At 63.9% G+C, this 24,383-nt stretch carries 17 protein-coding genes and 1 tRNA gene; 11 read left to right on the forward strand and 7 right to left on the reverse strand.

Translation table 11 applies throughout. The annotated features are described in order from the left end of the window. The first annotated feature begins 35 nt into the window (after positions 1 to 35). Positions 36 to 521 carry a YajQ family cyclic di-GMP-binding protein gene (locus IC609_RS15355; protein ID WP_191820400.1) on the forward strand — a complete coding sequence of 162 codons (486 nt, stop codon included), beginning with the start codon at positions 36 to 38 and terminating at the stop codon, positions 519 to 521. A gap of 48 nt (positions 522 to 569) precedes the next feature. On the opposite strand, the gene IC609_RS15360 is transcribed toward IC609_RS15355, so the two are convergent. Then, a complete protein-coding gene (locus IC609_RS15360; RefSeq protein WP_225224235.1) occupies positions 570 to 3,341 on the reverse strand; it encodes a M16 family metallopeptidase in 2,772 nt (923 codons plus the stop codon). A 104-nt stretch (positions 3,342 to 3,445) separates the two neighbouring features. On the opposite strand from IC609_RS15360, the gene galE reads away from it, so the two are divergent. From galE to IC609_RS15385, 4 genes are read left to right on the forward strand one after another with little or no spacing between them, the layout of a single operon-like run. After that, positions 3,446 to 4,474 (forward strand): UDP-glucose 4-epimerase GalE, encoded by a 1,029-nt coding sequence (gene galE / locus IC609_RS15365; protein WP_191820402.1) that lies wholly within the window; start codon positions 3,446 to 3,448, stop codon positions 4,472 to 4,474. Between the two features lie 17 nt (positions 4,475 to 4,491). After that, positions 4,492 to 6,942, forward strand: coding sequence for a sugar transferase (locus tag IC609_RS16160; protein WP_225224236.1), 2,451 nt, complete (start codon positions 4,492 to 4,494; stop codon positions 6,940 to 6,942). 4 nt (positions 6,943 to 6,946) lie between these two features. Next, entirely contained in the window at positions 6,947 to 8,947 is a 2,001-nt protein-coding gene (locus IC609_RS15380; protein ID WP_191820403.1) for a glycosyltransferase, read from the forward strand. Positions 8,948 to 8,953: 6 nt separating this feature from the next. After that, entirely contained in the window at positions 8,954 to 10,201 is a 1,248-nt protein-coding gene (locus IC609_RS15385; protein ID WP_191820404.1) for a hypothetical protein, read from the forward strand. Here IC609_RS15385 and IC609_RS15390 read toward each other — a convergent pair. The 5 genes from IC609_RS15390 to IC609_RS15410 form a co-directional block, all read right to left on the reverse strand. Next, a complete protein-coding gene (locus IC609_RS15390) occupies positions 10,189 to 10,623 on the reverse strand; it encodes a host attachment protein (protein WP_191820405.1) in 435 nt (144 codons plus the stop codon). The genes IC609_RS15385 and IC609_RS15390 overlap by 13 nt on opposite strands. 117 nt (positions 10,624 to 10,740) lie before the next feature. Next, on the reverse strand, positions 10,741 to 11,370 hold the full coding sequence (gene plsY, locus IC609_RS15395) for a glycerol-3-phosphate 1-O-acyltransferase PlsY (protein ID WP_191820406.1): 630 nt from the start codon (positions 11,368 to 11,370) through the stop codon (positions 10,741 to 10,743). 27 nt (positions 11,371 to 11,397) lie between these two features. Then, positions 11,398 to 11,889, reverse strand: coding sequence for an aminoacyl-tRNA deacylase (locus IC609_RS15400; protein WP_191820407.1), 492 nt, complete (start codon positions 11,887 to 11,889; stop codon positions 11,398 to 11,400). 22 nt (positions 11,890 to 11,911) lie between these two features. Beyond that, entirely contained in the window at positions 11,912 to 12,973 is a 1,062-nt protein-coding gene (locus IC609_RS15405) for an aldo/keto reductase (RefSeq protein ID WP_191820408.1), read from the reverse strand. Positions 12,974 to 13,044: 71 nt separating this feature from the next. After that, positions 13,045 to 14,778, reverse strand: a complete 1,734-nt coding sequence (locus IC609_RS15410) for an acyl-CoA synthetase (RefSeq protein WP_191820409.1) — start codon at positions 14,776 to 14,778, stop codon at positions 13,045 to 13,047. 27 nt (positions 14,779 to 14,805) lie between these two features. On the opposite strand from IC609_RS15410, the gene IC609_RS15415 reads away from it, so the two are divergent. From IC609_RS15415 to IC609_RS15440, 6 genes are all read left to right on the forward strand, one after another. Next, a complete protein-coding gene (locus IC609_RS15415) occupies positions 14,806 to 15,720 on the forward strand; it encodes an alpha/beta fold hydrolase (RefSeq protein ID WP_191820410.1) in 915 nt (304 codons plus the stop codon). A 71-nt stretch (positions 15,721 to 15,791) separates the two neighbouring features. Further along, complete coding sequence (locus IC609_RS15420) at positions 15,792 to 16,316, forward strand: hypothetical protein (RefSeq protein ID WP_333473716.1); 525 nt, start codon at positions 15,792 to 15,794, stop codon at positions 16,314 to 16,316. Between the two features lie 75 nt (positions 16,317 to 16,391). Continuing rightward, positions 16,392 to 17,496, forward strand: a protein-coding gene (gene prfB / locus IC609_RS15425; RefSeq protein WP_191820411.1) for a peptide chain release factor 2 whose coding sequence is annotated in 2 segments (ribosomal slippage) — positions 16,392 to 16,472 and positions 16,474 to 17,496 — 1,104 coding nt in all. Because the reading frame shifts where the segments join, the coding sequence is not laid out codon by codon here. A gap of 35 nt (positions 17,497 to 17,531) precedes the next feature. After that, positions 17,532 to 20,240 carry an aminopeptidase N gene (gene pepN / locus IC609_RS15430; protein ID WP_191820412.1) on the forward strand — a complete coding sequence of 903 codons (2,709 nt, stop codon included), beginning with the start codon at positions 17,532 to 17,534 and terminating at the stop codon, positions 20,238 to 20,240. A 9-nt stretch (positions 20,241 to 20,249) separates the two neighbouring features. Then, positions 20,250 to 21,257, forward strand: a complete 1,008-nt coding sequence (locus IC609_RS15435) for a class 1 fructose-bisphosphatase (protein WP_191820413.1) — start codon at positions 20,250 to 20,252, stop codon at positions 21,255 to 21,257. 10 nt (positions 21,258 to 21,267) lie between these two features. Next, positions 21,268 to 21,343, forward strand: a tRNA-Thr gene (locus IC609_RS15440). 54 nt (positions 21,344 to 21,397) lie between these two features. On the opposite strand, the gene IC609_RS15445 is transcribed toward IC609_RS15440, so the two are convergent. Further along, positions 21,398 to 24,383: beta strand repeat-containing protein (locus IC609_RS15445; protein ID WP_225224237.1), on the reverse strand; the 2,986-nt coding region annotated here is incomplete at its 5' end.

Here is a 24,383-nt window from a genome sequence, read left to right on the forward strand (position 1 = left end):
ATTGTCTCATCTGTAACCTTTGACTTTTTCAAGCCATGCCCTCGTTTGATACCGTTTGCGAACCCAATATGGTCGAAGTGCGCAACGCCGTTGACACCTCTGCCAAGGAAATCGGCACCCGTTTCGACTTCAAAGGCACCTCCGCCGCCATCGAGCTCAAGGACAAAGAGATCACGATGTTCGGCGATGCCGACTTTCAGCTCACGCAGGTCGAAGACATCCTGCGCAACAAGCTCACCAAGCGCAATGTCGATGTGCGCTTTCTGGACATCGGCAAAGTCGAGAAAATCGGCGGCGACAAGGTCAAGCAGGTCATCAAGGTCAAAAACGGCATTGCCACCGAAGACGCCAAGAAGATCACCAAGCTGATCAAGGACAGCAAACTCAAAGTGCAAGCCTCCATCCAGGGCGAGTCGGTGCGCGTCACCGGTGCCAAGCGCGACGATCTGCAGGCCGCCATGGCCCTGCTGCGCAAGGACATGACCGAGCTGCCCCTGTCGTTCGACAACTTCCGCGACTGATCTTTCATTCAGCTGCCCGCCCCGGCCCGGGGCAGGCAGCGCTTGCTGTCAAGGCTTTGCCGCCTTGGCAAAGTCGCCCGCATACACCTGCACCAGGCGGGCAGGGCTCAGGTGGCGGGCAATGGCCTGCTGCACCTGTTCACGGGTCACGGCCTTGAGCTTGTCTTCCTGGGTCTGCACATGGACCATGTCACGGCCATGGCTCATCAGGTCCACCCACCCGCCAGCCAGCGCCGCATCTTCCGAGCGGCTGATCTTGCGGCTTTGCAAAATGCCGCTCTTGGCTTCGGCCAGTTCCTGCTCGCTCACGCCTTGGGCCACCCACTTGGCCAATTCTTCGCTCACTCCGGTGCGCAGCTTGCCCAGGTTCTGCGGCGCAAAAATGGCAAACAGGCCAAACGATGACTGCGCATCCCAGCTGTTCAGCTGCAAGAATGAGCCTGCACCATAGCTGATGCCTTCGGCCTGGCGCAGGCGGTCCACCAGACGGTTCTTCAGGCCGCCTCCGCCCAGCACCCGGTTGGCCAGGATCAGGGCCTGGGCATCGGGGTGGTCGTCCTTGACCGGGAAGGACAAACCCGCCAGGTACACCGCGTTGGCTTTGTCGGGGGTCTCCAGCGTCAACTGGGTGCCCGCCACATCCTGGTACTCGCTGGCCACGCGCTCGTAGGCCGCCGGGCTGTTCCAGCTGCCCAGCACCTCGCTGAGGCTTTTTTGCATCTGGGCCGCGTCAAAGTCACCGATCACCGCCACCTGGCCGAATTGCGCGCCATAGAACTGCGCATGGAACTGGCGCAGGTCTTCCAGTTTGAGCGCCTGCACGGCCTGCACGGTTTCGTCAAAGGTGGGCACATAGCGCACATCGCCCTTGGGGTATTTGCTCAAGGCGCGGCGCAATTGCTTTTGGGCCAGTGCCTGGGGTTGGCGGCGCTCTTCGTCGACCGCGGTCAGCCACTCTGTGCGCAAGGTCTCGAGTTCCGCCTGCGGGAAGGCAGGCTGACGCAACACACTGCGGATCAAGGCCATCAGCTCGCCCACCTTGTCGCGGCGGCTTTCAAAGTCCACGACCACGGCGTTGCCATTGCCCGTGCTGACGCTCAGCTTGGACTGCAAGGATTCCAGCTTGTCGGCGATCTGCTGGCGGCTCATGCCCTCGGTGCCACGCATCAGCATCTGGGCCACGGCGCTGGCCAGCTCCGTTTTGCCCGCCAGGCTGCTGGCCGAGCCCATGCGCAGGACGATCTGGCCGTTCACGGTCTGGCCACGGTTGGTCTTGGGCAAGAGTGCCAGCTTCATGCCGTTGGGCAGGGCCGTGCGCGTGGTGCGTTGATTGATGTTGGCGGGTGAGGGGTCAAACGCCTCGCCCTGCGCCATCGCCTCCTTGCCCTTGTAGCCTGTCAGCAACTGGTTCAGGTCGGGGGCGGGCGGGATGCTGGCGCGCACCGGTGCTTCGGTCGGCACAAAGTGGCCCAAGGTGCGGTTGCTGGCCACCAGGTAGTTCTGCGCGGTTTTTTGCACATCGGCCAGGGTGGCTTTCTCAATCAGGTCGCGGCGCAAGAAATGCAAACGCCAGTCACCTGTGGCGATCGACTCGGACAGCGACACGCCAAAGTTGACCGGATCGGACAGGCCTTTTTCAAACTCGTTGAGCAACGAGGTCTTGGCCCGCGCCAGCTCCTCGGCCGTAATCGGCTTGCTGGCCAGCTGCTCGACCTCGTCGATCAAGACCTTGGCCACTTCGTCGCGCGACTGGGTTTTGTTCAGATTGACCGCAAAAAACACATAGCCGGGGTCTTTCAAGTTGAAAGGCATGGCGGTGATGCTGGCAGCCTTTTTGCTGTCCACCAGCGCCTTATGCAAACGGCCCGTCGGCGTGTCGGCCAGGATGAAGGCCAGCAGTTCCACGTTGACAGCATCCGCATGGGCGCCAGGCGCCGTGTGGTACAGGGTGGCCACCATGTGGGCGTCCCCCACACGCGAGACGGTCACCTGCCGGGCACCGTCCTGCACCGGGTCGCGTGTGTAATCGTTGGGCAGCACGCGCATGGGTTTGGGGATCACCCCAAAGTAGCGCTCAACCCGCGCCAGTGTCGCCGCCTCATTGAACTGCCCTGTCACGATCAACACCGCGTTGTCGGGCTGGTAGTACTTGCGGTAGAAGGCCTGCAAGTTCTCGATCTTGACGTTTTCCACGTCCGAGCGGGCACCGATCGTGCTCTTGCCGTAGTTGTGCCACTGGTAGGCGGTGGCGGTCATGGTTTGCCACAACACCATCAAGGGGTTGTTCTCGCCCGACTCCATCTCGTTGCGCACCACGGTCATTTCAGTGTCCAGATCGCTCTTGGCCACAAAGCTGTTGACCATGCGGTCCGCTTCCATCTTCAGCGCCCAGTCCAGGTTGTCGTCGCTGGCGGCAAAGGTCTCGAAGTAATTGGTGCGGTCGTAGAAGGTGGAGCCGTTCATGCGCATGCCACGGCGGGCAAACTCCTGCACGATGGTCTTACCCGGCAGCTTGGGCGTGCCCTTGAAGACCAGGTGCTCCAGCAAGTGGGCCATGCCGGTCTCGCCGTAGTTTTCGTGGCGGCTGCCCACCAGGTAGGTCACATTCACTGTGGTGGTGGGTTTGGACGCATCGGGCGCCAGCAGCACGCGCAAGCCGTTGGACAGCCGGTACTCGGTGATGCCTTCCACGCTGGTGTACTTGACCGCCTTGGCCGTTGCGGCCACCGGTGCTGTCGTTTTACGAGCTGCGCTGGGCGGCGCATCGGCAGCTTGCACCCCCACGTGGCCGAGCAACAGCCCCATTCCAAGCCATGTCATCAATCGCATCGCGAGAACCTCCCTGTTTGTGGACGCATTTTTAACACAGCATCCCCCGGCCTGGCCCCTCCCCCTGGCGACCCAAGCCCTAGAATCACCCCACCATGACGTCCTCCATCCTCATCACTGGCGGTGCCGGTTACATTGGCTCGCACACGGCCGTCGAACTCATGAACGCGGGCCATCGGGTGGTCATCGTCGACAACCTGTGCAACAGCAGCATCCATGTGCTGGAGCGCCTGCGCACTTTGTGCGGTGAGCGCTTGGCCTTTGTACAGGCCGATGTGCGCGACTCCGCCGCCCTGAACCGCATCTTTGCCGAGCAGCCTATCGACGGCGTCATCCACTTCGCCGGGCTCAAGGCTGTGGGCGAGTCGGTGGCCCAACCGCTGCGCTACTTTGACAACAACGTCGGCAGCACCCTGGCGCTGCTGCAGGCCATGGACCAGGCGGGGGTCAGGCGCATCGTCTTCAGTTCTTCGGCCACGGTCTATGGCGACCCCGAACGGGTGCCGATCACCGAGGACTCGCGCCTGCAGGTCACCAACCCCTATGGCCGCACCAAGCTGATGTGCGAAGACATCCTGCGCGACCTGCAGGCGTCCGACCCGCGCTGGCAAGTCGCCATCCTGCGCTACTTCAACCCGGTGGGCGCCCACGAGAGTGGCCTGATCGGAGAAGACCCCAGTGGCGTACCCAACAACCTGATGCCCTTCATCACCCAGGTGGCGGTGGGCAAGCGCCCGCACCTGAGCATTTTTGGCAACGACTACCCCACCCCCGACGGCACCGGGGTGCGCGATTACATCCACGTGGTGGACCTGGCCCAGGGGCACCTGGCGGCGCTGAACCACCTGCACCAGCAGCAAACCAGCATCACCCTCAACCTCGGCACGGGCCAGGGTGTGAGCGTCAAGCAACTCGCCGACACCTTTGCGCAGGTCACAGGTGTGCCCATCCCCTGCCAATACGTCGCACGCCGCCCAGGCGATGTGGCCTCGCTGTGCGCCGACACCCGAGTGGCCGAGCAGACCATGGGCTGGAAGGCGCAGCTGGGGCTCGAGCGCATGTGCGCCGACGCCTGGCGCTGGCAATCGAGCAACCCCGACGGCTACCAAGGCAGCGCCCTTTGAGACAACCCTCGGTTCAGATGCCCCCCCGCGTTCTGCTGGTCATCACCAAAGGTGAGGCGGGCGGCGCACAGACCCATGTGGACCAGCTGTGCCAGGCTGTGGGGCAGCGGGCCGTCTTCAGCGCCGCCATTGGCGGTGAGGGGAGCAGCCCCCTGGGCGAAGCCCTGACCGCCCAGGGCGTGGCCACCACCCATTTGCCCAGCCTGCAAAACTCGCTCAACCCGCTCAAACTCTGGCCCGCAGTCAAAGCCCTGCTGGCCCTGATCCGCAGCCAGCAGCCCCATGTGGTCCACGCGCACAGCGCAGTGGCCGGGGTGATCGCACGCATCGCAGGCAAGATCAGCCAGACCCCGGTCGTGTACACCGTGCACGGCTTTGGCTTCAAGCCGCAGGCGCCACGCCTGGTGCGCTACAACGCCTGGCTGGCCGAAGCCCTGCTGGCTGCCTGGACCACGCGCATGGTCTGCGTGTCCCATTTCGAGCGGCAGCTCGCCCGTCAGCTGCCCATGGACCCGGAGCGCGTCAGCGTGGTCCACAACGCCCTGTCCGATGTGCCCTGGCTGAGCCAGCCCGAAGCCGAACCCGCCAGCCTGGTCATGGTGGCCCGCATGGCCGCCCCCAAGCGGCCCGACCTGCTGCTGCAGGCCCTGCACCGCCTGAGCGAACAAGGTCTGCAACCTGCTGCGCACCTGCTCGGCGGCGGCCCCGCACTCGCAGCCCAGCAGCAATTGGCCAACGATCTGAACCTCACGCAGGTTCACTTTGCAGGCGACGTACCCAACGTAGCCGAACAACTCGCACAGCACCAGATCTTTGTGCTGCTGTCCGACCACGAGGGCTTGCCCATCTCCATCCTCGAAGCCATGCGCGCAGGCCTGGCCATCGTCGCCACACGCCTGCCCGGCATCGAGGAACTGATCACCGACAACGAACACGGCCTGCTGGTGCCCAACGAGCCGCAGGCTATTGCGCGGGCACTGCAGCGCCTGATTGGCGACGCGACCCTGCGCCAGCGCCTGGGGCAGTCGGCGCGCCAGCGCTATGTGCAAGCCTTCCAGCCGCAGGCCATGGCCGAGCAGCTGATGGCCATCTACCAAGAAGCCCCGCTGCTGCCCACCGCCAGCTGGCCCATGACGCTGCCGCGCAGGCCCCGCGCCGCGCTCGCCTCGCAACGCGCCCAGCGTCAGCAATCGCAGCTGGGCTGGGCCTTGCTGGGCACGCTGGCATTGGCGCTGTCCTGGGGCATGGGCTGGCTGCTGCAGCAGCAAGGCTGGGCCACACGCGACTTTGGTCGCACCGTGCTGGCCTGCGCCATGCCCTATGCGGTGGCCGCGCATCTGCTGTACCGTGCGGCCCACCTGCCCGCAGCCGAACGCGGCAGCCTGCTGTTGGTGACCACCGCCCTGCCCTTTGTGCTCACCCCGCTCGGTTTCGCCCTCTTGCAGCAACCCTACTCGCGCGGCGCGGTGCTGCTGACCTACGGCCTGACGGTGCTGTGGTTCTGGCTGGGCGAGCGCTGGCTGATGCGCCAGCGGGCGTTCAAGCTGCTGTACTGGGAAGACGAGCAACCCGCGCACATGCACCAGCTCATGCAGGAACTCGGCGGTGCGCAGCGGGAAACGCCACTGCAGCTGATCCGCTGGCCCGACCATTGGCGGCAAGACCCTGGCCTGTGCCCCCCAGCGCTCGCCGTGCAAGGCGCGCTCACCGTCCCTGCGCAAGACCGCCCGGGTGAAACCACCCAGACACTGCGCCGCCGCATCCTCACGCAACTGAAACTGCACCACATCCGCCTGTACAGCCCACAGGCCGTGGCCGAAGCGCTGACCGGTCGCGTGCCCGCCAGCACCCTGGACAGCGAGCTGTGGCAGCCCGACGGCAACCCGGCCTATGACCTGCTCAAGCGGCTGCTGGACCTGTTGGTGGTGCTCATGCTCATGCCCTTGTGGTTGCCGCTGAGCGTGCTGGTCGGCATCGCGGTGCGCCTCGACAGCCCGGGCCCGGCCCTGTTCAGCCAGTGGCGTGTGGGCCTGCACGGCCAACCTTTCCGGATTTTCAAATTCCGCAGCATGCGCCACGCGCCGCTGGCCACGGCCCAGTTCGCGCAGACCAACGACCCGCGCATCACGCGCTTTGGGCACTTCATGCGGCGCAGCCGGCTCGACGAAATCCCGCAACTGTGGAATGTGCTCAAAGGCGACATGAGCCTGATCGGCCCGCGCCCCGAGCAGGACACCTTTGTGCAGCAGTTTGCCGAACAGATCCCCAGCTACCCCTACCGCCACCTGGTGCGCCCGGGCCTGACAGGCTGGGCCCAGGTGCAGCAAGGCTACGCCGCCAGCGCCGAAGAAACCGCGGTCAAGCTCAGCTACGACCTGTACTACGTCACCCACTACAGCCTGGCCATGGACCTGCTGATCGCACTCAAAACGGTGCGCATCGTGCTGACCGGTCACGGAGCGCGGTAACCCCATGCAGCGGCGCGCACTCCTTCTTTGCGAAGAACAAGGCCCAGGCGGCATCCAGACCATGCTGGGCTGGCTGCAGCAGACACTGGCGGCGCACGGCTGGGTGATCGAACAGGTCAGCGTGCGCACGGGGCGGCCGCCCTGGCCAGCGCTGGTGGAACAAGCCCGGCAAGCCGATGTGCTGATCGCGTCCAACAACTTCCAGCCCGCCTACTGGGCCGTGTTGCTGGGCCTGCTTGCGCACCGCCCTGCCGTGATCTGGGTGCACGGCCCCTTGGCACAAGTGCTGCGGCACAACCCACCTTCGGCCATCAAAAGGGGCTTTTTGCAAGGCATCTACAACCTCGCCCAGGCACTGGTGTTCGCCTCGCAAACCTCGATGGACAGTTTTGCGCAGGCCATGCCGGGCGTGCGCCAGCCCCACAGGCGCGTGATCCACAACCCCGCCCCGTGGACTGAACACCACCACCCCGCCACGGTCGACACCCACACCGTTCAACTGGGCTATGTCGGCCGCCTCTCCCCCGAAAAACGGCCTGAGCTGCTACTGCAGACCCTCGCCCACCTGCCCGCCTGCTACCACCTGAACATCGTGGGCGATGGCCCTTTGCGCACGGCGCTTGAGGCACAGGTGCAAGCCGCAGCCCCTGAGGCGCGCCTGCCCGAACGCGTGCACTTCCTGGGTGAGCAGGCCGTCAGCGCCGACACCTACCGCGCCTGGCAAGCCACCTTGCTGTGCTCGGCCTACGAGGGCTACCCCATGGTGGCGCTCGAATCCCTGGCCGCAGGTGTGCCCTGCATCGCCACGCCCCTGCCTGCCCTGCACGAGCTGCTGGGCAGCGATGCGCCACACTGGATCGCCAACGACGACACCCCCCAGAGCCTGGCCCACACCGTGCTCGCCAGCCTGCAAACACCCGAGGGCAACCGGCAAGCATTGGCACGCGGCATCGCAGCGCAACACCCAGCGCAGGCCTTTGGCCAGCAGTGGCAAACCTTGCTGTGCGAGCTGCTGGACGAACCGATCGGCGAAGCCCCTGCAGCCTCGCCCGCAATACCCGCCGCCCCTGCGGCCACACCGACCACCCACAACCGCAAATCGGTGCATTTCGTGCACGGCGGCTCGGCCTACCTGCCTGAACTCGCGGCCTATCGGCAAGAACTCACACGCCGTGGACATGAGGTGCACGTGCACAGCGACCCGGCCAGCGTGCCGGGCAACGCCGACGTGGTCTGGTGGATCTGCGGTCGCGTCAGCCGCAGCCACACACGCCGCCTGGCCCACAGCCAGCATGTGCACGAATACGCCTCGGCCAGCGTTGCACCGATGGCCTGGCTCAAAGACCGGGTCAAGGAATTCAGCCACCCCCGCCCCGCACACCGCGTCTTTCAAAGCGAGTGGCTGCGCCTGCGCATGGCCCTGACCGACCCCGTGCCCTACAGCCTGCGCGACATGGGGGTGCCCGCCCACTTCCTGACAGCGCAGGCCCAAGGCGAGCCCGAGTTCGATCTGGTGTACCTGGGCGAAATGTCGCGTCTGATGCCATTCGTGCCCGCACTGCAAGCCATCGACGAGGCTGGTTTGCGCCTGCTGCTGATCGGTCAAATACCGCCCGAGCTGCGCACCGTGATCGAGCGACTGCCGCACATCCACACCACCGGGCGCATCGCTCAGGACGACGTGCCCACCCATTTGCTGCGTGCCCGGGCAGGTCTGAACCTGGTGCCCAATGTGCTGCCGCTGTCGGCGCAAACCTCGACCAAGATGCTCGAATACCTGGCCGTGGGCCTGCCCGTGATCAGCAGCCGCTCAAGCTGGGCCGAGCGCATCGCCACGGAACACCCCGGGCGGGTGCAATGGCTGATTGCGCTCACCTCGGCGCAGGCCTGGCGACAAGCCGTGACGCAACTGCCAGCGCCTGAGGCCTACCGGCAACACCTGCGCCCCCTGACATGGGACGCGCAACTGCAATCGCTGCCCCTGTGGCAAGCCTTGGGACTGTGAGCGGCCATGAAGCTGCGCACCCGACTGCCATCGACCAGCCTGTTTGCTGCGCTGGGCAGCGTGGTGTCGCTGGCCGCGCAAGGCCTGTTTGCGCTCTTTCTGCTCAAGCTGTTTGACGCCTCGGCCGTCGGACAGTTTTCGGTGGTCAGCCAGATCGCTTTTTGCTGGGCCACGCTCGCGCTCGCACAAAGCCCGCTGAGCCTGCTGGCCGAACGGCACACCGCCGCCCACACCGCCGCCGCCTCGGCCTGGGGCCAAAGCGCCGTGCGCATGCTCTGGATGAGCCCTGGGGCGCTGCTGGCCCTGTGGTGGTCACACAGCCACAGCAGCGCCAGCGCCCAGCACTGGGGCGCGCTGGTGCCCTGGGTGGGCGGCATCGCCGTGCTGCAGATGAGCTGGCTGCTGGCGCAAAGCCTCACGTTGCGCCAGCAGGCCCCTGCGGCCGTCGCCTGGGTGCGCCTGCTGCCCCCGGTGCTGGCGGCGCTCATCTCGGGTTTTGGCGCCGTGGCGCTGGGCCTGACAGACAGCCGCACGCTCTTGCTGTCAGCGCTGCTGGGCTATGGCGCAGGCGCCTTGTGGCTCTTGCCCGCATGGACCTCATCGCCTGCGGCTCCCACAGAGCCCCCCCACTCAGACCCGGTACACGGCGACACCCGCAACACCCGACTCAAACTGCTGCACACCCTGACCGATGTGGCGGTGAGCGGCCTGCTGGCGGTGCAGTGGCAAGCCCTGTACGGCACAGTCGAGGCGGGCATGTTGCTGGTGCTGTTGCGGGTCTTTGGCTTCATTCCGGGACTGGTGCACTCGGCCTGGGCCCAAGTGGTGATGAGCGAAGGCGCGGCCCAGCGCCGCACTTCACTGCACATGGCCGCGCTGGCCTGCGTCGTGATCGCGGCCATCGCACTCGCCGTGGATGCGGCTCTGCACTGGGGCTGGCTGCAAGCCAGCTGGCAGGGTCTGGACGCCTACCTGTGGCCGCTGGCCTGCTGGCAGATGGCCGCATGCGCCATGGCCGCGCACGCGCACCTGCCGTTTGCACATGGGCGGGCGGTGCGCTTCTCCTGGCAATGCATTGGCATGAACGGAGCCATGCTGGCCCTGCTGCTCTTGCCGCTGCTCTTGCCGCTGATTGGGACTGCACTGCCCACGGGCTTGACCGCGCACCAGCACCTGCTGCTGCTCAGCGGCTTCATGACCCTGGCCCTTCTGATCCAGACGCTGGACCACGGTCTGTACGCTCACAGGCGATAAACCTGACGCAGACGTTCGTCCAGCACTTGAAATGGCAATGCCGTCAGGTCGGTGGGATGGCTCTCACACACATGCGTGTGCACGGCCTCAGGCAACTCGGCCATCAGCTCGCCCAAAAAAGGATTGGAAGAAAAAAGCACCACCCGGCCCTGGTTCTGTTGCGCCAGACGCGCCTGCAGCCATTGCGACAAGGTGTGCGCCAATTGTTGCCTGGCCTTGTGCCGTTGCTCAATCCGCGGTGTCAAACCACCTCGCCCACTGTGACCAGGGCCAGGATGGTCCCTGCTCAACTCGCTCGCATGCATGCGCGTTTGCGGGTGCTCCCAGTGGTGCAGCTCGATCAAAGGTTCGTGGGCACCACGTCGCTCGAAGGCACGGGCATCCGACCCGTTGGCCACAACAATCCAAACAGGGTGAGACATGGCGAGCTCCTGACTTGAAACCATGCCCCGAATTCTGGGCAAGCCCCTCTGCGCCAGCAATCCATCCTTGGGTATACGTGTTTCAGGCGCGTGAAGCGCCCAGGACTGGGCCCGTCTTCACGACTTTTTGGCACCCAGTTTGGACTCGGTGCCCGCAAACAGGCGGTTGATGTTTTCACGGTGCCGCCAGACCAGCAGGACGGCCATGACGGCCAAGCAAAGCACTTCGGCAGCAGAGGCCTGCCAGGCCACGCCATCGCCAAACAGGTAATACACAGGCGCAAACACGGCCGCCACCATCGACGCCAGCGACACGTAGCGGCTGAAATACACCACGATGGCAAACGTGCCCACCGTGGCCAGCGCCAGCAAGCCGTTGATGCCCAGCAGCACGCCCACAGCCGTGGCCACGCCCTTGCCACCCACAAAGCCAAAGAACACCGGGTACAGGTGACCCAAAAAGGCGGCCAGCCCCGCTAAGGCAGCGACTTCCACGCCCAAACCGTGTGCCGGGCCAAAGCCCAACACCAGCCACACGGGCAGCCAGCCTTTGAAAGCGTCAAACAACAGGGTCAGGATGGCCGCCTTCTTGTTGCCCGAGCGCAGCACATTGGTGGCACCGGGGTTCTTGCTGCCGTAGCTGCGCGGGTCGTTCAGGCCCATCAGGCGGCTGACGATGACGGCAAAGCTCAGCGAGCCCACCAGGTAACTGGCCAGCACCACGCCAATGGGGAGCAGCAATTCCATGCGATGTTCCTTGTTCTGTTCAGGCCGTCATTCTGCCAGCGCGCAGTTCACCGGCTTGGCGCCCAGCAGCTGCACACACACCTGCGGGTCGATGCCCACCAGGTAGCCGCGCCTGCCGCCATTGATGCAGATGCGCGGCAAAGCGAGGATGGTTTCTTCGATGTAAACCGGCATGGCCCGCCGCGTGGCAAAGGGCGAAGTGCCGCCCACCAGGTAACCGCTGTGGCGGTTGGCCACATCGGGGGCACACGGCTCGATGGACTTGAGCCCCACCTGCCGCGCCAGGTTTTTGGTGGACACCTTGCGGTTACCGTGCATCAGCACCACCAGCGGCTTGGCGTCCTGGTCCTGCATGATCAGGGTCTTGACCACACTGAACGGGTCCATGCCCAGCACCTGCGCGCTGTGCTGAGCCCCGCCATGCTCCAGGTACTCGTAGGGGTGCTCGGTGAAGCTCACCCCGTGCTGTCGCAAGAGCGCTGTAGCTGGGGTTTCGCTGACTTTGTCTTTCTTGGCCATCGCCCGATATCACCCAGCCCAGTCACAAAGCCGGGTCGCGCACTTCCCAGCGGATGTCGTCAATGGCCTTGAGCACTTCGGGCGACAACTGGGTGTTCCAGGCCGCCAGGTCTTCGTTGAGTTGTGTCAGCGAAGTCACACCGATGATGGTGCTGGCCACGCTCCAGCGGTGGTAGCAGAACGCCAGCGCCATCTGGGTGGGTGTCATGCCGTTGTCACGGGCCAGCTGGTTGTAGCGGCGGGCAGCGGCCAGCGCCTCCGGACGGCCCCAGCGCTGCTTGCGCATCGAGTCGTAGCGGGCGATGCGGCCACCGTCAGGCACCAACGGCCCGGTCAGGTCGGCGTTGTCGTATTTGCCGGTCAACAAGCCGAAGCCCAGCGGCGAGTAGGCCAACATCGAGACATTCAGTCGGTACATGGTTTCGTCGAGCCCGTTGTCGTAGGTGCGGCTGACCAGGCAGTAAGGGTTTTGCACTGTGGCCACACGCGGCAGACCATGCTGCTCGGCCAGGCGCACAAACTCATGCACGCCATAAGGTGTTTCGTTGGACAGGCCAATGTGGCGCACCTTGCCCGCCTTGACCAGCTTGGACAGGGCTTCGAGTTGCTCGTGGATGGAGGTGACCGACTTGTCTTTGGACGGGTCGAAATAGGTCATGCCAAACACGGGCACATGGCGCTCAGGCCAGTGGATCTGGTAGAGGTCGATCACGTCGGTCTGCAAGCGGCGCAGGCTGCCCTCGCAAGAATTCAGGATGTCCTGACCCGTCATGCCCGAGCCCTCACGAATCCAGGGCATGCCACGCGACGGCCCTGCCACCTTGGTGGCCAGCACCAGCTTCTGACGGGCACCGGGGTGCTTGGCAAACCAGTTGCCTATGAAGGTCTCCGTGGCACCACAGGTGTCGGCAGAGGCGGGCACGGCGTACATCTCGGCCGTGTCGATGAAGTTGATACCGGCCTCGAGCGAGCGGTCCAGGATGGCATGTGCATCGGCCTCGTTGACCTGCTGGCCAAAGGTCATGGTGCCCAGGCAGATGGGCGTGACTTGCAAATCGGACTGGCCGAGCTGAACGAGTTTCATGGTGTTTCCGAAAGTGTGAAGTGAAATGCTTGTGACACCAGGGTGTCAGCGGGTGTTCGGGGCTTATTTTGTCATGCGCCCGCAGAGGCTGCCCGCGCCTCCTCCTGCAGGCGCAGCACGCGGCGCTGCACCTTGCCGGTGGTGGTCATGGGCAGCTGGTCGATGAACTCGATCTCCTTGGGGTATTCATAAGGCGCCAGCAAGGCGCGCACATGCGACTGCAATGACTGGCGAACATCGTCCTCGAACTTTTCGCTGCTGGCCGCACGCGCACGCTGCGCCAGCGCGTCGGGCGAGAGCACCACATAGGCCTTGACCAGTGCACCGCGGTCTTTGTCGGGCTTGGGCACCACGGCGGCGTTGGCCACGGCCGGGTGCTTGACCAGGCAGTTCTCGATCTCGCCCGGCCCGATGCGGTAGCCCGCCGCCTTGAACATGTCGTCGGTGCGGCCCTGGTACCAAAGGTAGCCGTCTTCATCGGCCACGGCCATGTCCCCGGTGCGGCACCAGTCGCCCGTGTATTTGGCCTGGGTGGCTTTGTCGTTGTTCCAGTAGCCCAGAAAGAACACCGGGTCGGGGTGGCCGTGTACGTCAAAGCGGTTCACCGCCACCTCGCCGGGGGTGCCTGCGGGACACAACTGGCCCGCCTCGTCGATCACCGCCACACGGTGGCCCGGGTAGCCTTTGCCCATGCTGCCGGGTTTGGCAGGCCACAGGCGCGCGCAGTTGCCCACCACGTAGTTGATTTCGGTCTGGCCAAACATCTCGTTCACCGTCACACCCAGCTGCTGCTGGCAGTAGGCAAACACCGCATCGCCCACGGCCTCGCCCGCGCTCATGATCGCCTGCAGCTTGAGGCGGTAGCGTGCCTTCGCGTCGGGTACGGCTTTCATCATGGCCTTCAGCGCGGTGGGGAACAAAAAGGTGTGCGTCACGCCATGGCGGTGCAGGATCTCGAACGCCACCTCGGGCGAAAACCGCCCGTTGAAGGCCACGATGGGCCGTCCGAAGTACAGGCTGGGCAGCAAGGCGTCCATCAGCCCGCCGGTCCAGGCCCAGTCGGCGGGCGACCAGAACACCGCTTGGGAGGGACGTTCTGCCTTGAAGGGATCAAAACCAAACCAGTTCTGGCTGCAAACAAACCCCGTGAGGTTGCCGATCATGGCGCGGTGCGGAATCAAGGCCCCTTTGGGGTTGCCGGTGGTGCCGCTGGTGTAGATCAGCACGGCCGCGTCTTCGGCGCGTGTGCGCACAGGCTTGAATCGGCCCGACTCGGCGGCCAGGGCCGTGTCGTAGTTCAGGTCGGCCTGCACCGCCGCTTGACCCACGCCAATCAGCGTTTCCAAGCCCGGGCAATCGGGCCGCGCCTGCAGCACGGCCCCGACGGCGGCCTCGTCGCAAATGGCCACCCGCGCCTGGCTGTCGTTGATGCGAAAAGACAGCGCCTCTGGCCCAAACAGCATCGACAGCGGCATGGCAACCGCCCCCATCTGCAGCACCGCCATGTAGGCCACCGCCGTCTCAAAGCGCTGTGGCATGACGATGGCCACCCGGTCACCGCGCTGCACGCCCAAGCGCGTCAGCACCTGGCTCAGGCGGTTGGCCGCCTGCTGCAGCTGGGCAAACGTCCAACGCCTGTGCGGGCCTTCAGCCCCGTGCTCAATGATGGCCACGCGGCGGGCGGCATCTGACCCTGCAGCCCAGCGGCCGCAGCACACCTGCGCGATGTTGAACTTTGGGGGCACCTTCCAGCCAAAACCCTGGTGCACGTTGGCGTAAAGGTCGTGGGGGTGACTCTTTGGCATGGTTTGTCTCCGTATGATTGGGCAGATATGTACCAAGTTTCCAGAGAATCCACGAGCACTTTTGTGTCACTGCGCGGCTGCCGCTACCACGTGCGCCACTGGGGCAACCCCACAGGCACGGCCACCCCGCTGGTGTTGGCCCACGGCTGGATGGACGTGGCCGCCTCCTACCAATTCATGGTCGACGCCCTGAGCGAGGCTTTTGTCCAGCAGCGTCCCATCATCGCTTTTGACTGGCGCGGCTATGGGCTGACCGAATCCCCTCCCACCGACAGCTACTGGCTGCCCGACTACCTGGGCGACCTGGACGCGCTGCTCGACCACTTCTACCCCGGGCAGGCCATCGACCTGGTCGGTCACAGCATGGGCGGCAATGTGGTGATGATGTACACCGGTGCCCGCCCCGAGCGGGTGCGCCGCCTGGTCAACCTCGAAGGCTTTGGCCTGGCCGTGGCCAAGCCTTCGCAGGCCCCTGGCCGCATGGCCCAGTGGCTGAACGAGCTCAAAGCCCAGCGTGAGGGCCAAAACGAACTCAAACCCTACGCCGATGCCGCAGGCGTGGCCGCACGCCTCATGAAAACCAACCGCCGCCTGCCGCAGGACAAGGCCGACTGGCTGGCGCGGCACTGGGCACGCCCGGGCGCAGACGGGCAGTGGCGCATCCTGGGCGACTCGGCCCACAAGGTGACCAACCCCTACATCTACCGGGTCGAAGAAGCGCTTGAAATGTACAAACGCATCGCCCCACCCCTGCTGGCGGTCGAAGCCTCTGACGACTCGCTGAGCCAATGGTGGAATGGCAAATACACCCTGGCCGAGTACCACGAACGCCTGAAATCTGTGCCGCAGGTGCGGCTGGAGGTGATCCAGGACGCCGGGCACATGATGCACCACGACCAACCCGAAGCACTGGCCCGGCTGCTGGAAGGTTTTCTGGCCTGAGCAGCGCCCAGCAGCACGACCCAACCGCCCCGATCACTAAAATATGTGTTTTTTGCTGGACGAGGCCATTTGTGCGCACTCTGAAAACCATCTGCCTCTTTCTGACCCTGGCCGCTTTCGGCTTGGCCGCCCAAGCCCAGAGCGACAAGCGCTATTGCCCCGACTTTCTGGCCGTGCCGGGCGCACCTGAGCCCACGCACCGGGGCGAATTCACCTTCTCGCCCTTCACCCACCACTTCAGTCACAACCCCGAGCACAAGCCAGTGGTGCTGGTCGCCATCGACGAGCAGTTGCCCGGCGGGCGCCTGTGCGGCATCAGCTTTTTCAGCAACTCGTTTGGCCAGCCCTCCACCTACGCCTATGTGGGCCAGCAATTCAACGGTCTTTTTGACAACCCCAAGCTCTTCGTCAAGGTCACGGGCGGCATCATTTACGGCTATGTGGGCAAATACCAGCACAAGGTACCCCTCAACCACGGTGGTTTTTCCCCTGGCGTGATCCCGGCCATTGGTTACAACCTCAGCGAGCACGACTCGGTGCAAATGAAGCTGCTGGGCACCGCCGGCCTCATGTTCTCTTACGGCCGCAAGTTTTAAAGTCCACCCCCCGCCCTCAGCGGGCAAGTCATGAGAAAATCGTCGGTTTAGTGAACCGTACAGAAAAGAATCCTCATGGACGCAGAACACATCAACCAGATCGGCGCAACTTTGGCAGACCTGTCGGCGCGCACCGACGAACTTCGGGGGTATCTTTGACTACGATGCCAAAGCTGAACGGCTGAGAACCGTCAACGCATCGCTCGAAGACCCCGCGGTCTGGAACGACCCCAAAAAAGCCCAGGAACTGGGCAAAGAAAAAAAAGCCCTGGACGCTGTGGTGGTGACCATCACCACGCTGACCAATGAGCTGGCCGACAACCTCGAGTTGTTCGAGATGAGCAAGGAAGAAGGCGACGAAGCCGGTCTGCTCACCATCGAGGCCGAAGGTGCCAAGCTGACCCGAATGGTCGAAGAGCTGGAGTTCCGCCGCATGTTCAACAACCCGGCCGACCCGCTCAACTGCTTTGTCGACATCCAGGCCGGCGCGGGTGGCACCGAAGCCTGCGACTGGGCCAGCATGCTGCTGCGCCAGTACCTCAAGTACGCCGAACGCAAAGGCTTCAAAGCCACCGTGGAAGAAGAAACCGGTGGCGACACCGCAGGCATCAAGAGCGCCACCATCAAGGTCGAGGGCGAATACGCCTATGGCCTGCTGCGCACCGAAACCGGCGTGCACCGTCTGGTGCGCAAGAGCCCGTTCGACTCGTCTGGTGGCCGCCACACCTCTTTTGCCTCGCTGTTCGTCTACCCCGAAATCGACGACTCGATCGAGATCAACATCAACCCCGCCGACGTGCGCACCGACACCTACCGCGCCAGCGGTGCAGGCGGTCAGCACATCAACAAAACCGACTCGGCCGTGCGCCTGACGCACATCCCCACCGGCATCGTGGTGCAGTGCCAGGACGGCCGCAGCCAGCACAGCAACCGTGACGTCGCCTGGCAACGCCTGCGCTCGCGCCTGTACGACCACGAGATGCGCAAGCGTCAGGAAGAACAGCAAAAGCTCGAGGACACCAAGACCGATGTGGGCTGGGGTCACCAGATCCGCAGCTACGTGCTGGACAACAGCCGCATCAAGGACTTGCGCACCAACGTCGAAATCTCGGCCACCCAGAAGGTGCTCGACGGCGACCTCGATGCGTTCATCGAAGCCTCACTCAAACAAGGCGTCTGAGCCCGGCTCAGCGCCCCACAACACGGAGCACAGTGATGCGTGAAGGACAAGCCACCGCCATCCACCGCGAAGCGTACGCCGCACCCGCGTTCTGGATCGACAGCGTCGATCTGACCTTCGACCTCGACCCCACCAAGACCCGCGTCCTCAACAAGATGCGCCTGCGTCGCAACCCCGATGTGGCGGCCCAGCCGCTGCGCCTGGACGGCGAAGAACTCAACCTGGCACGCGTGCTGGTCAACGGCGGCGGCACCTCGTTCAAGATGGACGGTGAAGTGCTCGTGCTGGAGAACCTGCCCGAAAGCCATGACGCTTTCGATCTCGAAATTTTCACCACCTGCAACCCCGAGAAGAACACCCAGCTCATGGGCCTGTATGTGAGCCAGGGGACTTTTTTCACGCAGTGCGAGGCCGAGGGCTTTCGCCGCATCACCTACTTCCTGGATCGCCCGGACGTGATGGCCAGCTACACCGTCACCCTGCGTGCCGACAAGACCAAGTACCCGGTGCTGCTCTCCAATGGCAACCTGGTCGAACAAGGCGACTTGGAAGACGGTCGCCACTTTGCCAAGTGGGTCGACCCGCACAAGAAGCCCTGCTACCTGTTCGCTCTGGTGGCGGGCCAGCTGGTGGCGCGCGAGCAACGCATCACCAGCCGCAGCGGCACCGAGCATTTACTGCAGGTGTTTGTGCGCCCTGGCGACCTGGACAAAACCGAGCACGCGATGAACTCGCTCATGGCCAGTGTGGCCTGGGACGAAGCCCGCTTTGGCCTGCCCCTGGACCTGGAACGCTTCATGATCGTCGCCACCAGCGACTTCAACATGGGCGCGATGGAAAACAAGGGCCTGAACATCTTCAACACCAAGTTCGTGCTGGCCAACCCGGCCACCGCCACCGACACCGATTTCGGCAACATCGAATCGGTCGTGGGCCACGAGTACTTCCACAACTGGACCGGTAACCGCATCACCTGCCGCGACTGGTTCCAGCTCTCGCTGAAAGAAGGCCTGACGGTCTTCCGCGACCAGGAGTTCAGCCAGGACATGGCGGGCATCGACAGCGCCCGCGCCGTCAAACGCATCGAAGATGTGCGCGTGCTGCGCACCGTGCAGTTTGCCGAAGACGCCGGCCCCATGGCCCACCCCGTGCGCCCCGACAGCTACGTAGAAATCAACAACTTCTACACCGTCACCATCTACGAAAAAGGGTCTGAAGTCGTTCGCATGATGCAGACCCTGGTGGCCACGCCCACCGACAGCCTGGGCCGCGCAGGCTTTGCCAAGGGCATGAAGCTCTACTTCGAGCGCCACGACGGCCAGGCCGTCACCTGCGACGACTTTGCGCAAGCGATTGCCGACGCCAACCCAGGCACGGCCCTGGCCGAGCACCTGGGCCAGTTCAAGCGCTGGTACAGCCAGGCGGGCACCCCCCGCCTGGAAGCGCGCGGCCTCTACAACGCGGCTGAGCGCAGCTACACACTGAGCCTGTCGCAGACCTGCCCCGCCACGCCAGGCCAAAGCAGCAAAGAACCTTTCGTGATCCCGGTCACGCTGGGCTTGCTGTCGCGAGATGGTCACGTCCTGCCCCTGCAGTTGGCGGGCAGCGAAGACAGCACCTTGCAACGCACCTTGGTGCTGACCGAGAACGTCGCCCACTTCACCTTTGTGAATCTGGACAGCGAACCCGTGCCCTCGTTGCTGCGTGGCTTCAGCGCACCGGTATTGCTGGACGACGGGCTGAGCGCCGATGCACTCATGTGCCTGCTGGCACACGACAGCGACGCCTTCAACCGCTGGGAAGCCGGCCAACGCCTGATGCTGCAAAGCGCCGTGCAGGCCCTGGGCAGCGATGCTGACCTGAGCAACGTGCAAGCCTTGTCGCCAGCATTGATCGAGGCCCTGCGCCAAGTGCTGCGCCACCCCGAGCTCGACGCGGCCTTCAAGGAACTCACGCTCACCCTGCCGTCCGAGAACTACATCGCCGACCAGCTCAGCCTGGTTGACCCGCAGCGCGTGCACACCCTGCGCGAAGCCATGCGCCTGCAACTGGCCACCGCCTTGCAGGCCGACTGGGCCTGGGCGCTGGACCACTACCGCACCCCAGGCGCTTACCAGAGCGACGCCACATCGAGTGGTCGACGCGCCCTGCGCGGCCTGGCCATGACCATGCTGTGCCTGGCCGCAGTGCAACAAGGCGACGACGTGCTGCCTGGCAAGGTCTACCAGCTGTTCAAAGACGCCAGCAACATGACCGAGCGCTTCAATGCGCTGTCGGCCCTGGTGGTGAGCGGCCACACACTGGCACAGGATGCACTCGGCACCTTCCATAAGCTGTTCAAGGACGAAGCCCTGGTCATCGACAAATGGTTCGCCCTGCAAGGCAGCGCACCCGACCGCGCAGGCGATGTGCTGCCGCGTGTGCGCCAGCTGATGCAGCACCCCGACTTCAACCTGCGCAACCCCAACCGCGCCCGCAGCCTGATCTTCAGCTACTGCAGCGCCAACCCGGCCGCCTTCCACCGCGCTGACGCAGCTGGCTATGTGTTCTGGAGCGAGCAGGTGCTGGCCCTGGACGCCATCAATCCGCAAGTCGCCGCCCGCCTGGCCCGCGCCATGGACCGCTGGAGCCGCCTGACCGAGCCCTACCGCAGCGCAGCCAAAGTCGCCATCGAGCGCGTGGCCGCCAAAGCCGACCTGTCCAACGACGTGCGCGAAGTGGTCAGCCGTGCCCTGAACAACTGAAAGCCCGCCATGAGCAGCAACATCTCCCTCTCACGCTACCTCGTTGAGCAGCAACGCAGCAAAGGCCACATCCCTGCCGACCTGCGCCTGCTGCTCGAAGTGGTGGCCCGTGCCTGCAAGAGCATCAGCCACGCCGTCAACAAAGGGGCTTTGGGCGGCGTGCTGGGCAGCGCCGAAAGCGAGAATGTGCAGGGCGAAGTCCAGAAAAAACTCGACATCATCGCCAACGAAGTCCTGCTCGAAGCCAACGAGTGGGGCGGCCATCTCGCGGCCATGGCGTCCGAGGAAATGGACAGCATCTACCTGGTGCCCAACCGCTACCCGCAAGGCGAATACCTGCTGCTGTTCGATCCGCTCGATGGCTCGTCCAACATCGACGTCAACGTCAGCATCGGCACCATCTTCAGCGTGCTCAAAAAGCCCGAAGGCAACCAGGGTGTGACCGAGCAGGACTTTCTGCAGCCGGGCAAGCAGCAAGTGGCTGCAGGCTACTGCATCTATGGCCCGCAGACCACCTTGGTGCTCACCGTGGGTGACGGCGTGGCCATGTTCACCCTCGACCGCGAGCAAGGCTCCTTTGTGCTCACGCAAGAAAACGTGCAGGTGCCCGCCGACACCAAAGAGTTCGCCATCAACATGAGCAACATGCGCCACTGGGCAGACCCGGTGCGCAAGTACATCGACGAATGCCTGCAAGGCAAGGAAGGCCCACGCGGCAAAGACTTCAACATGCGCTGGATCGCCTCCATGGTGGCCGACGTGCACCGCATCCTGACCCGTGGCGGTGTGTTCATGTACCCCTGGGACAAGCGCGAGCCCCACAAAGCAGGCAAGCTGCGCCTGATGTACGAAGCCAACCCCATGAGCTGGCTGATCGAGCAAGCCGGTGGCGCCGCCACCAACGGCCACACCCGCATCCTGGACCTGAAGCCGGGCCAGCTGCACGAACGCGTGAGCGTCGTGCTGGGCTCACGCAACGAAGTCGAGCGCATCACCCAGTACCACGCGCAAATATAATGTCGCCTGCGCCGTTGTAGCTCAGTTGGTAGAGCATCGCATTCGTAACGCGGAGGTCGGAGGTTCGATTCCTCTCAACGGCACCAAAACAAAAAAGGCCCAGTCAGTGACTGGGCCTTTTTCTTAAGGTAAATGCCGATTCAATCCCGGCAAATGGTGGCCGTCCTGATGTGGACGCCGGCCTTGCTGGCCACCAGGAAGCAACCCATCTCAGGCACATCGGGCGTTGGCGCACGGTCGTTGTGCAAAGTGGGAACATTCGAGCTGTGCGTGTTGACCTGATGGATCAAGGCGATATTGACTTCCGTTCCACCCAACGCAGGACCTTGCGTGTCCGGCACACTCACCTTTGTGGGCGTGATGGTCCCCACCGCACCACTGACCGATGTAGGCAAGGTGTAGTTTTGCAGGTTGGTTGTGCCTGTTGGTCTGTAATCGCTGCTGCTCAGGCTGACTGTCACTGTCTTGCCCGTTCCCACATTGGGGTTGTCGTATGTGCCTGTCGTCTGGGTCACGGTCGCACCATCGCTGCCCAGCCAGCCACTGAGCAGGTAGTTGTCCGGGGTCAAGGTGGCCCTGGTCTGGCCGTCGTACACCTTGCTCACCGTGCCTTGCAACCTGCCGCTGATGGCCGTGACAGACAGCACTGCGGGGCTGACCGTGAGGATCCCGTCGGTGTAGCCCACACTGTAGTTGCCACTGCTCAAACCACCGGGTGTGATGGTGTAGCTGCCCGCATTGACCGCCCCCTGGCTGTTGCCGCCATAGGTCAAAGTACCGGCCAGCACTGCAGGCGTTTCGCCGTTGACAAAGCCTGCATACGTCACCCCGTTACCACCGGCGTAGATCGCACCGTCATAGGTCTTGGTGGCATTCTTGGCCGTCACCGTCAAAGGCGCAGAGGTGATCACCCCCACCACTCCACTGACCGAGCTTGGCAGGATGTAATTGATCAAGCGTGTGGTACCGACAGGACTGAAGTCGCTGCTGGTCAAACTGACGGTGACCGTCTTGTCTGTGCCGGCATTGGCGTTGTCGTAAACGCCGGCGGTCTTGGTCACCGTGGCCCCATCGTTGCCCACCCAACCAGTCAGCAGGTAATTGCCCGGTGCCAAAGTCGCCGTGGTCTGGCCGTCGTACACCTTGCTCACCGTGCCTTGCAACCGGGCACTGATCGATGGAGTCACCGGCACCACCGGTACCGGGTTCACCGTCAAGGTGCCATCAACGTAGGTCAGGGCGTAATTGACGCTGCTCAAACCACCGGGTGTGATCGCATACGACCCCACATTCGTCGCGCCCTGACTGGTCCCCGAGAAAGTCAATGCCCCGCCCAATACCGCCACTGTCTCACCATTGGCAAAGCCCGCATACGTCACCCCACTGCCACCCGTATAGGCCACACCATCGTAGGTTTTGCTGGTGCTATTGGCGATCACGGTCAACGCGGCCTGGCCAATCGTCAAAGTGCCATCATTGAACGTGATCGCATAGTTGCCGTTGTTGGTATTCGTCAGGGTGCCTTGCGTGATGGGCACTGAACCCACGCCCGTTGTGGTCGTGGCTGTGGTGGCCAGCGCGCCCGTCAGCGTGTCCGAGCCATACAGTCCACGGCTCGTGCCCACACCATCCGCAGCCACCGTGTAGGTCAGCGCCGGGTTGGCGGCACCATAGCTGCGGCTCTGGTTGTTTGCTGTCACGGTGATCGGCCGTGCATTCACAGTCAATGCCGCATCGACCGTGCTGAACTGGTAGTTCTGTGCCGCCAGATTACCTGCCGCAGTCGTGATCGCGTAGCTGCCCACGTTCGAGCCCGCCGTGGCCACCGTGCTGATCGCAGGCGCACCCGTCAGACCTGCCGTGGTGGCGTTTTCGCTGTTCTGGTAACCCGTCACCGTGTAGGTGAACACCGGATTGGCATCGCCATACACCCGGCTCTTGTTGTCTGCCGTCACCGTCAAAGGCGCAGGGGTGATCACCCCCACCACTCCACTGACCGAGCTTGGCAGGATGTAATTGCTCAAGCGTGTGGTACCGACAGGACTGAAGTCGCTGCTGGTCAAACTGACGGTGACCGTCTTGTCTTTGCCGGCATTGGCGTTGTCGTAAACGCCGGCGGTCTTGGTCACCGTGGCCCCATCGTTGCCCACCCAGCCAGTCAGCAGGTAATTGCCCGGTGCCAAAGTCGCCGTGGTCTGGCCGTCGTACACCTTGCTCACCGTGCCTTGCAACCGGGCACTGATCGAGGGTGTCACCGGCACCACCGGCACCGGGTTCACCGTCAAGGTGCCATCAACGTAGGTCAGGGCGTAATTGACGCTGCTCAAACCACCGGGTGTGATCGCATACGACCCCACATTCGTCGCGCCCTGACTGGTCCCCGAGAAGGTCAATGCCCCGCCCAATACCGCCACTGTCTCACCATTGGCAAAGCCCGCATACGTCACCCCACTGCCACCCGTATAGGCCACACCATCGTAGGTTTTGCTGGTGCTGTTGGCGGTCACGGTCAACGCGGCCTGACCAATCGTCAAAGTGCCGTCATTGAACGTGATCGCATAGTTGCCGTTGTTGGTATTCGTCAGGGTGCCTTGCGTGATGGGCACTGAACCCACCCCCGTCGTGGTGGTGGCTGTGGTGGCCAGCGCGCCCGTCAGCGTGTCCGAGCCATACAGTCCACGGCTCGTGCCCACACCATCCGCAGCCACCGTGTAGGTCAGCGCCGGGTTGGCGGCACCATAGCTGCGGCTCTGGTTGTTTGCTGTCACGGTGACCGGCCGCGCATTCACAGTCAATGCCGCATCGACCGTGCTGAACTGGTAGTTCTGTGCCGCCAGATTACCTGCCGCAGTCGTGATCGCGTAGCTGCCCACGTTCGAGCCCGCCGTGGCCACCGTGCTGATCGCAGGCGCACCCGTCAGACCTGCCGTGGTGGCGTTTTCGCTGTTCTGGTAACCCGTCACCGTGTAGGTGAACACCGGATTGGCATCGCCATACACCCGACTCTTGTTGTCTGCCGTCACCGTCAGCGTGGCCGGTGTGATGGTGCCATTGCTGCCACTGAAGGTGGTGCCACCCGTCAGGTAATAGTTGCCGCTGTCGCCGCCCGACAGCGCCAGGTTGGAC

The organism is Limnohabitans radicicola (genome assembly GCF_014837235.1).
GTDB lineage: Bacteria > Pseudomonadota > Gammaproteobacteria > Burkholderiales > Burkholderiaceae_C > Limnohabitans_A > Limnohabitans_A radicicola.

Excerpts from the sequence above, each read along its gene's own strand:
- IC609_RS15355 (WP_191820400.1), top strand. The coding sequence starts at position 36 with ATGCCCTCGTTTGATACCGTTTGCGAACCCAATATGGTCGAAGTGCGC.
- IC609_RS15360 (WP_225224235.1), bottom strand. The coding sequence starts at position 3,341 with ATGACATGGCTTGGAATGGGGCTGTTGCTCGGCCACGTGGGGGTGCAA.
- galE (WP_191820402.1), top strand. The coding sequence starts at position 3,446 with ATGACGTCCTCCATCCTCATCACTGGCGGTGCCGGTTACATTGGCTCG.
- IC609_RS16160 (WP_225224236.1), top strand. The coding sequence starts at position 4,492 with ATGCCCCCCCGCGTTCTGCTGGTCATCACCAAAGGTGAGGCGGGCGGC.
- IC609_RS15380 (WP_191820403.1), top strand. The coding sequence starts at position 6,947 with ATGCAGCGGCGCGCACTCCTTCTTTGCGAAGAACAAGGCCCAGGCGGC.
- IC609_RS15385 (WP_191820404.1), top strand. The coding sequence starts at position 8,954 with ATGAAGCTGCGCACCCGACTGCCATCGACCAGCCTGTTTGCTGCGCTG.
- IC609_RS15390 (WP_191820405.1), bottom strand. The coding sequence starts at position 10,623 with ATGTCTCACCCTGTTTGGATTGTTGTGGCCAACGGGTCGGATGCCCGT.
- plsY (WP_191820406.1), bottom strand. The coding sequence starts at position 11,370 with ATGGAATTGCTGCTCCCCATTGGCGTGGTGCTGGCCAGTTACCTGGTG.
- IC609_RS15400 (WP_191820407.1), bottom strand. The coding sequence starts at position 11,889 with ATGGCCAAGAAAGACAAAGTCAGCGAAACCCCAGCTACAGCGCTCTTG.
- IC609_RS15405 (WP_191820408.1), bottom strand. The coding sequence starts at position 12,973 with ATGAAACTCGTTCAGCTCGGCCAGTCCGATTTGCAAGTCACGCCCATC.
- IC609_RS15410 (WP_191820409.1), bottom strand. The coding sequence starts at position 14,778 with ATGCCAAAGAGTCACCCCCACGACCTTTACGCCAACGTGCACCAGGGT.
- IC609_RS15415 (WP_191820410.1), top strand. The coding sequence starts at position 14,806 with ATGTACCAAGTTTCCAGAGAATCCACGAGCACTTTTGTGTCACTGCGC.
- pepN (WP_191820412.1), top strand. The coding sequence starts at position 17,532 with ATGCGTGAAGGACAAGCCACCGCCATCCACCGCGAAGCGTACGCCGCA.
- IC609_RS15435 (WP_191820413.1), top strand. The coding sequence starts at position 20,250 with ATGAGCAGCAACATCTCCCTCTCACGCTACCTCGTTGAGCAGCAACGC.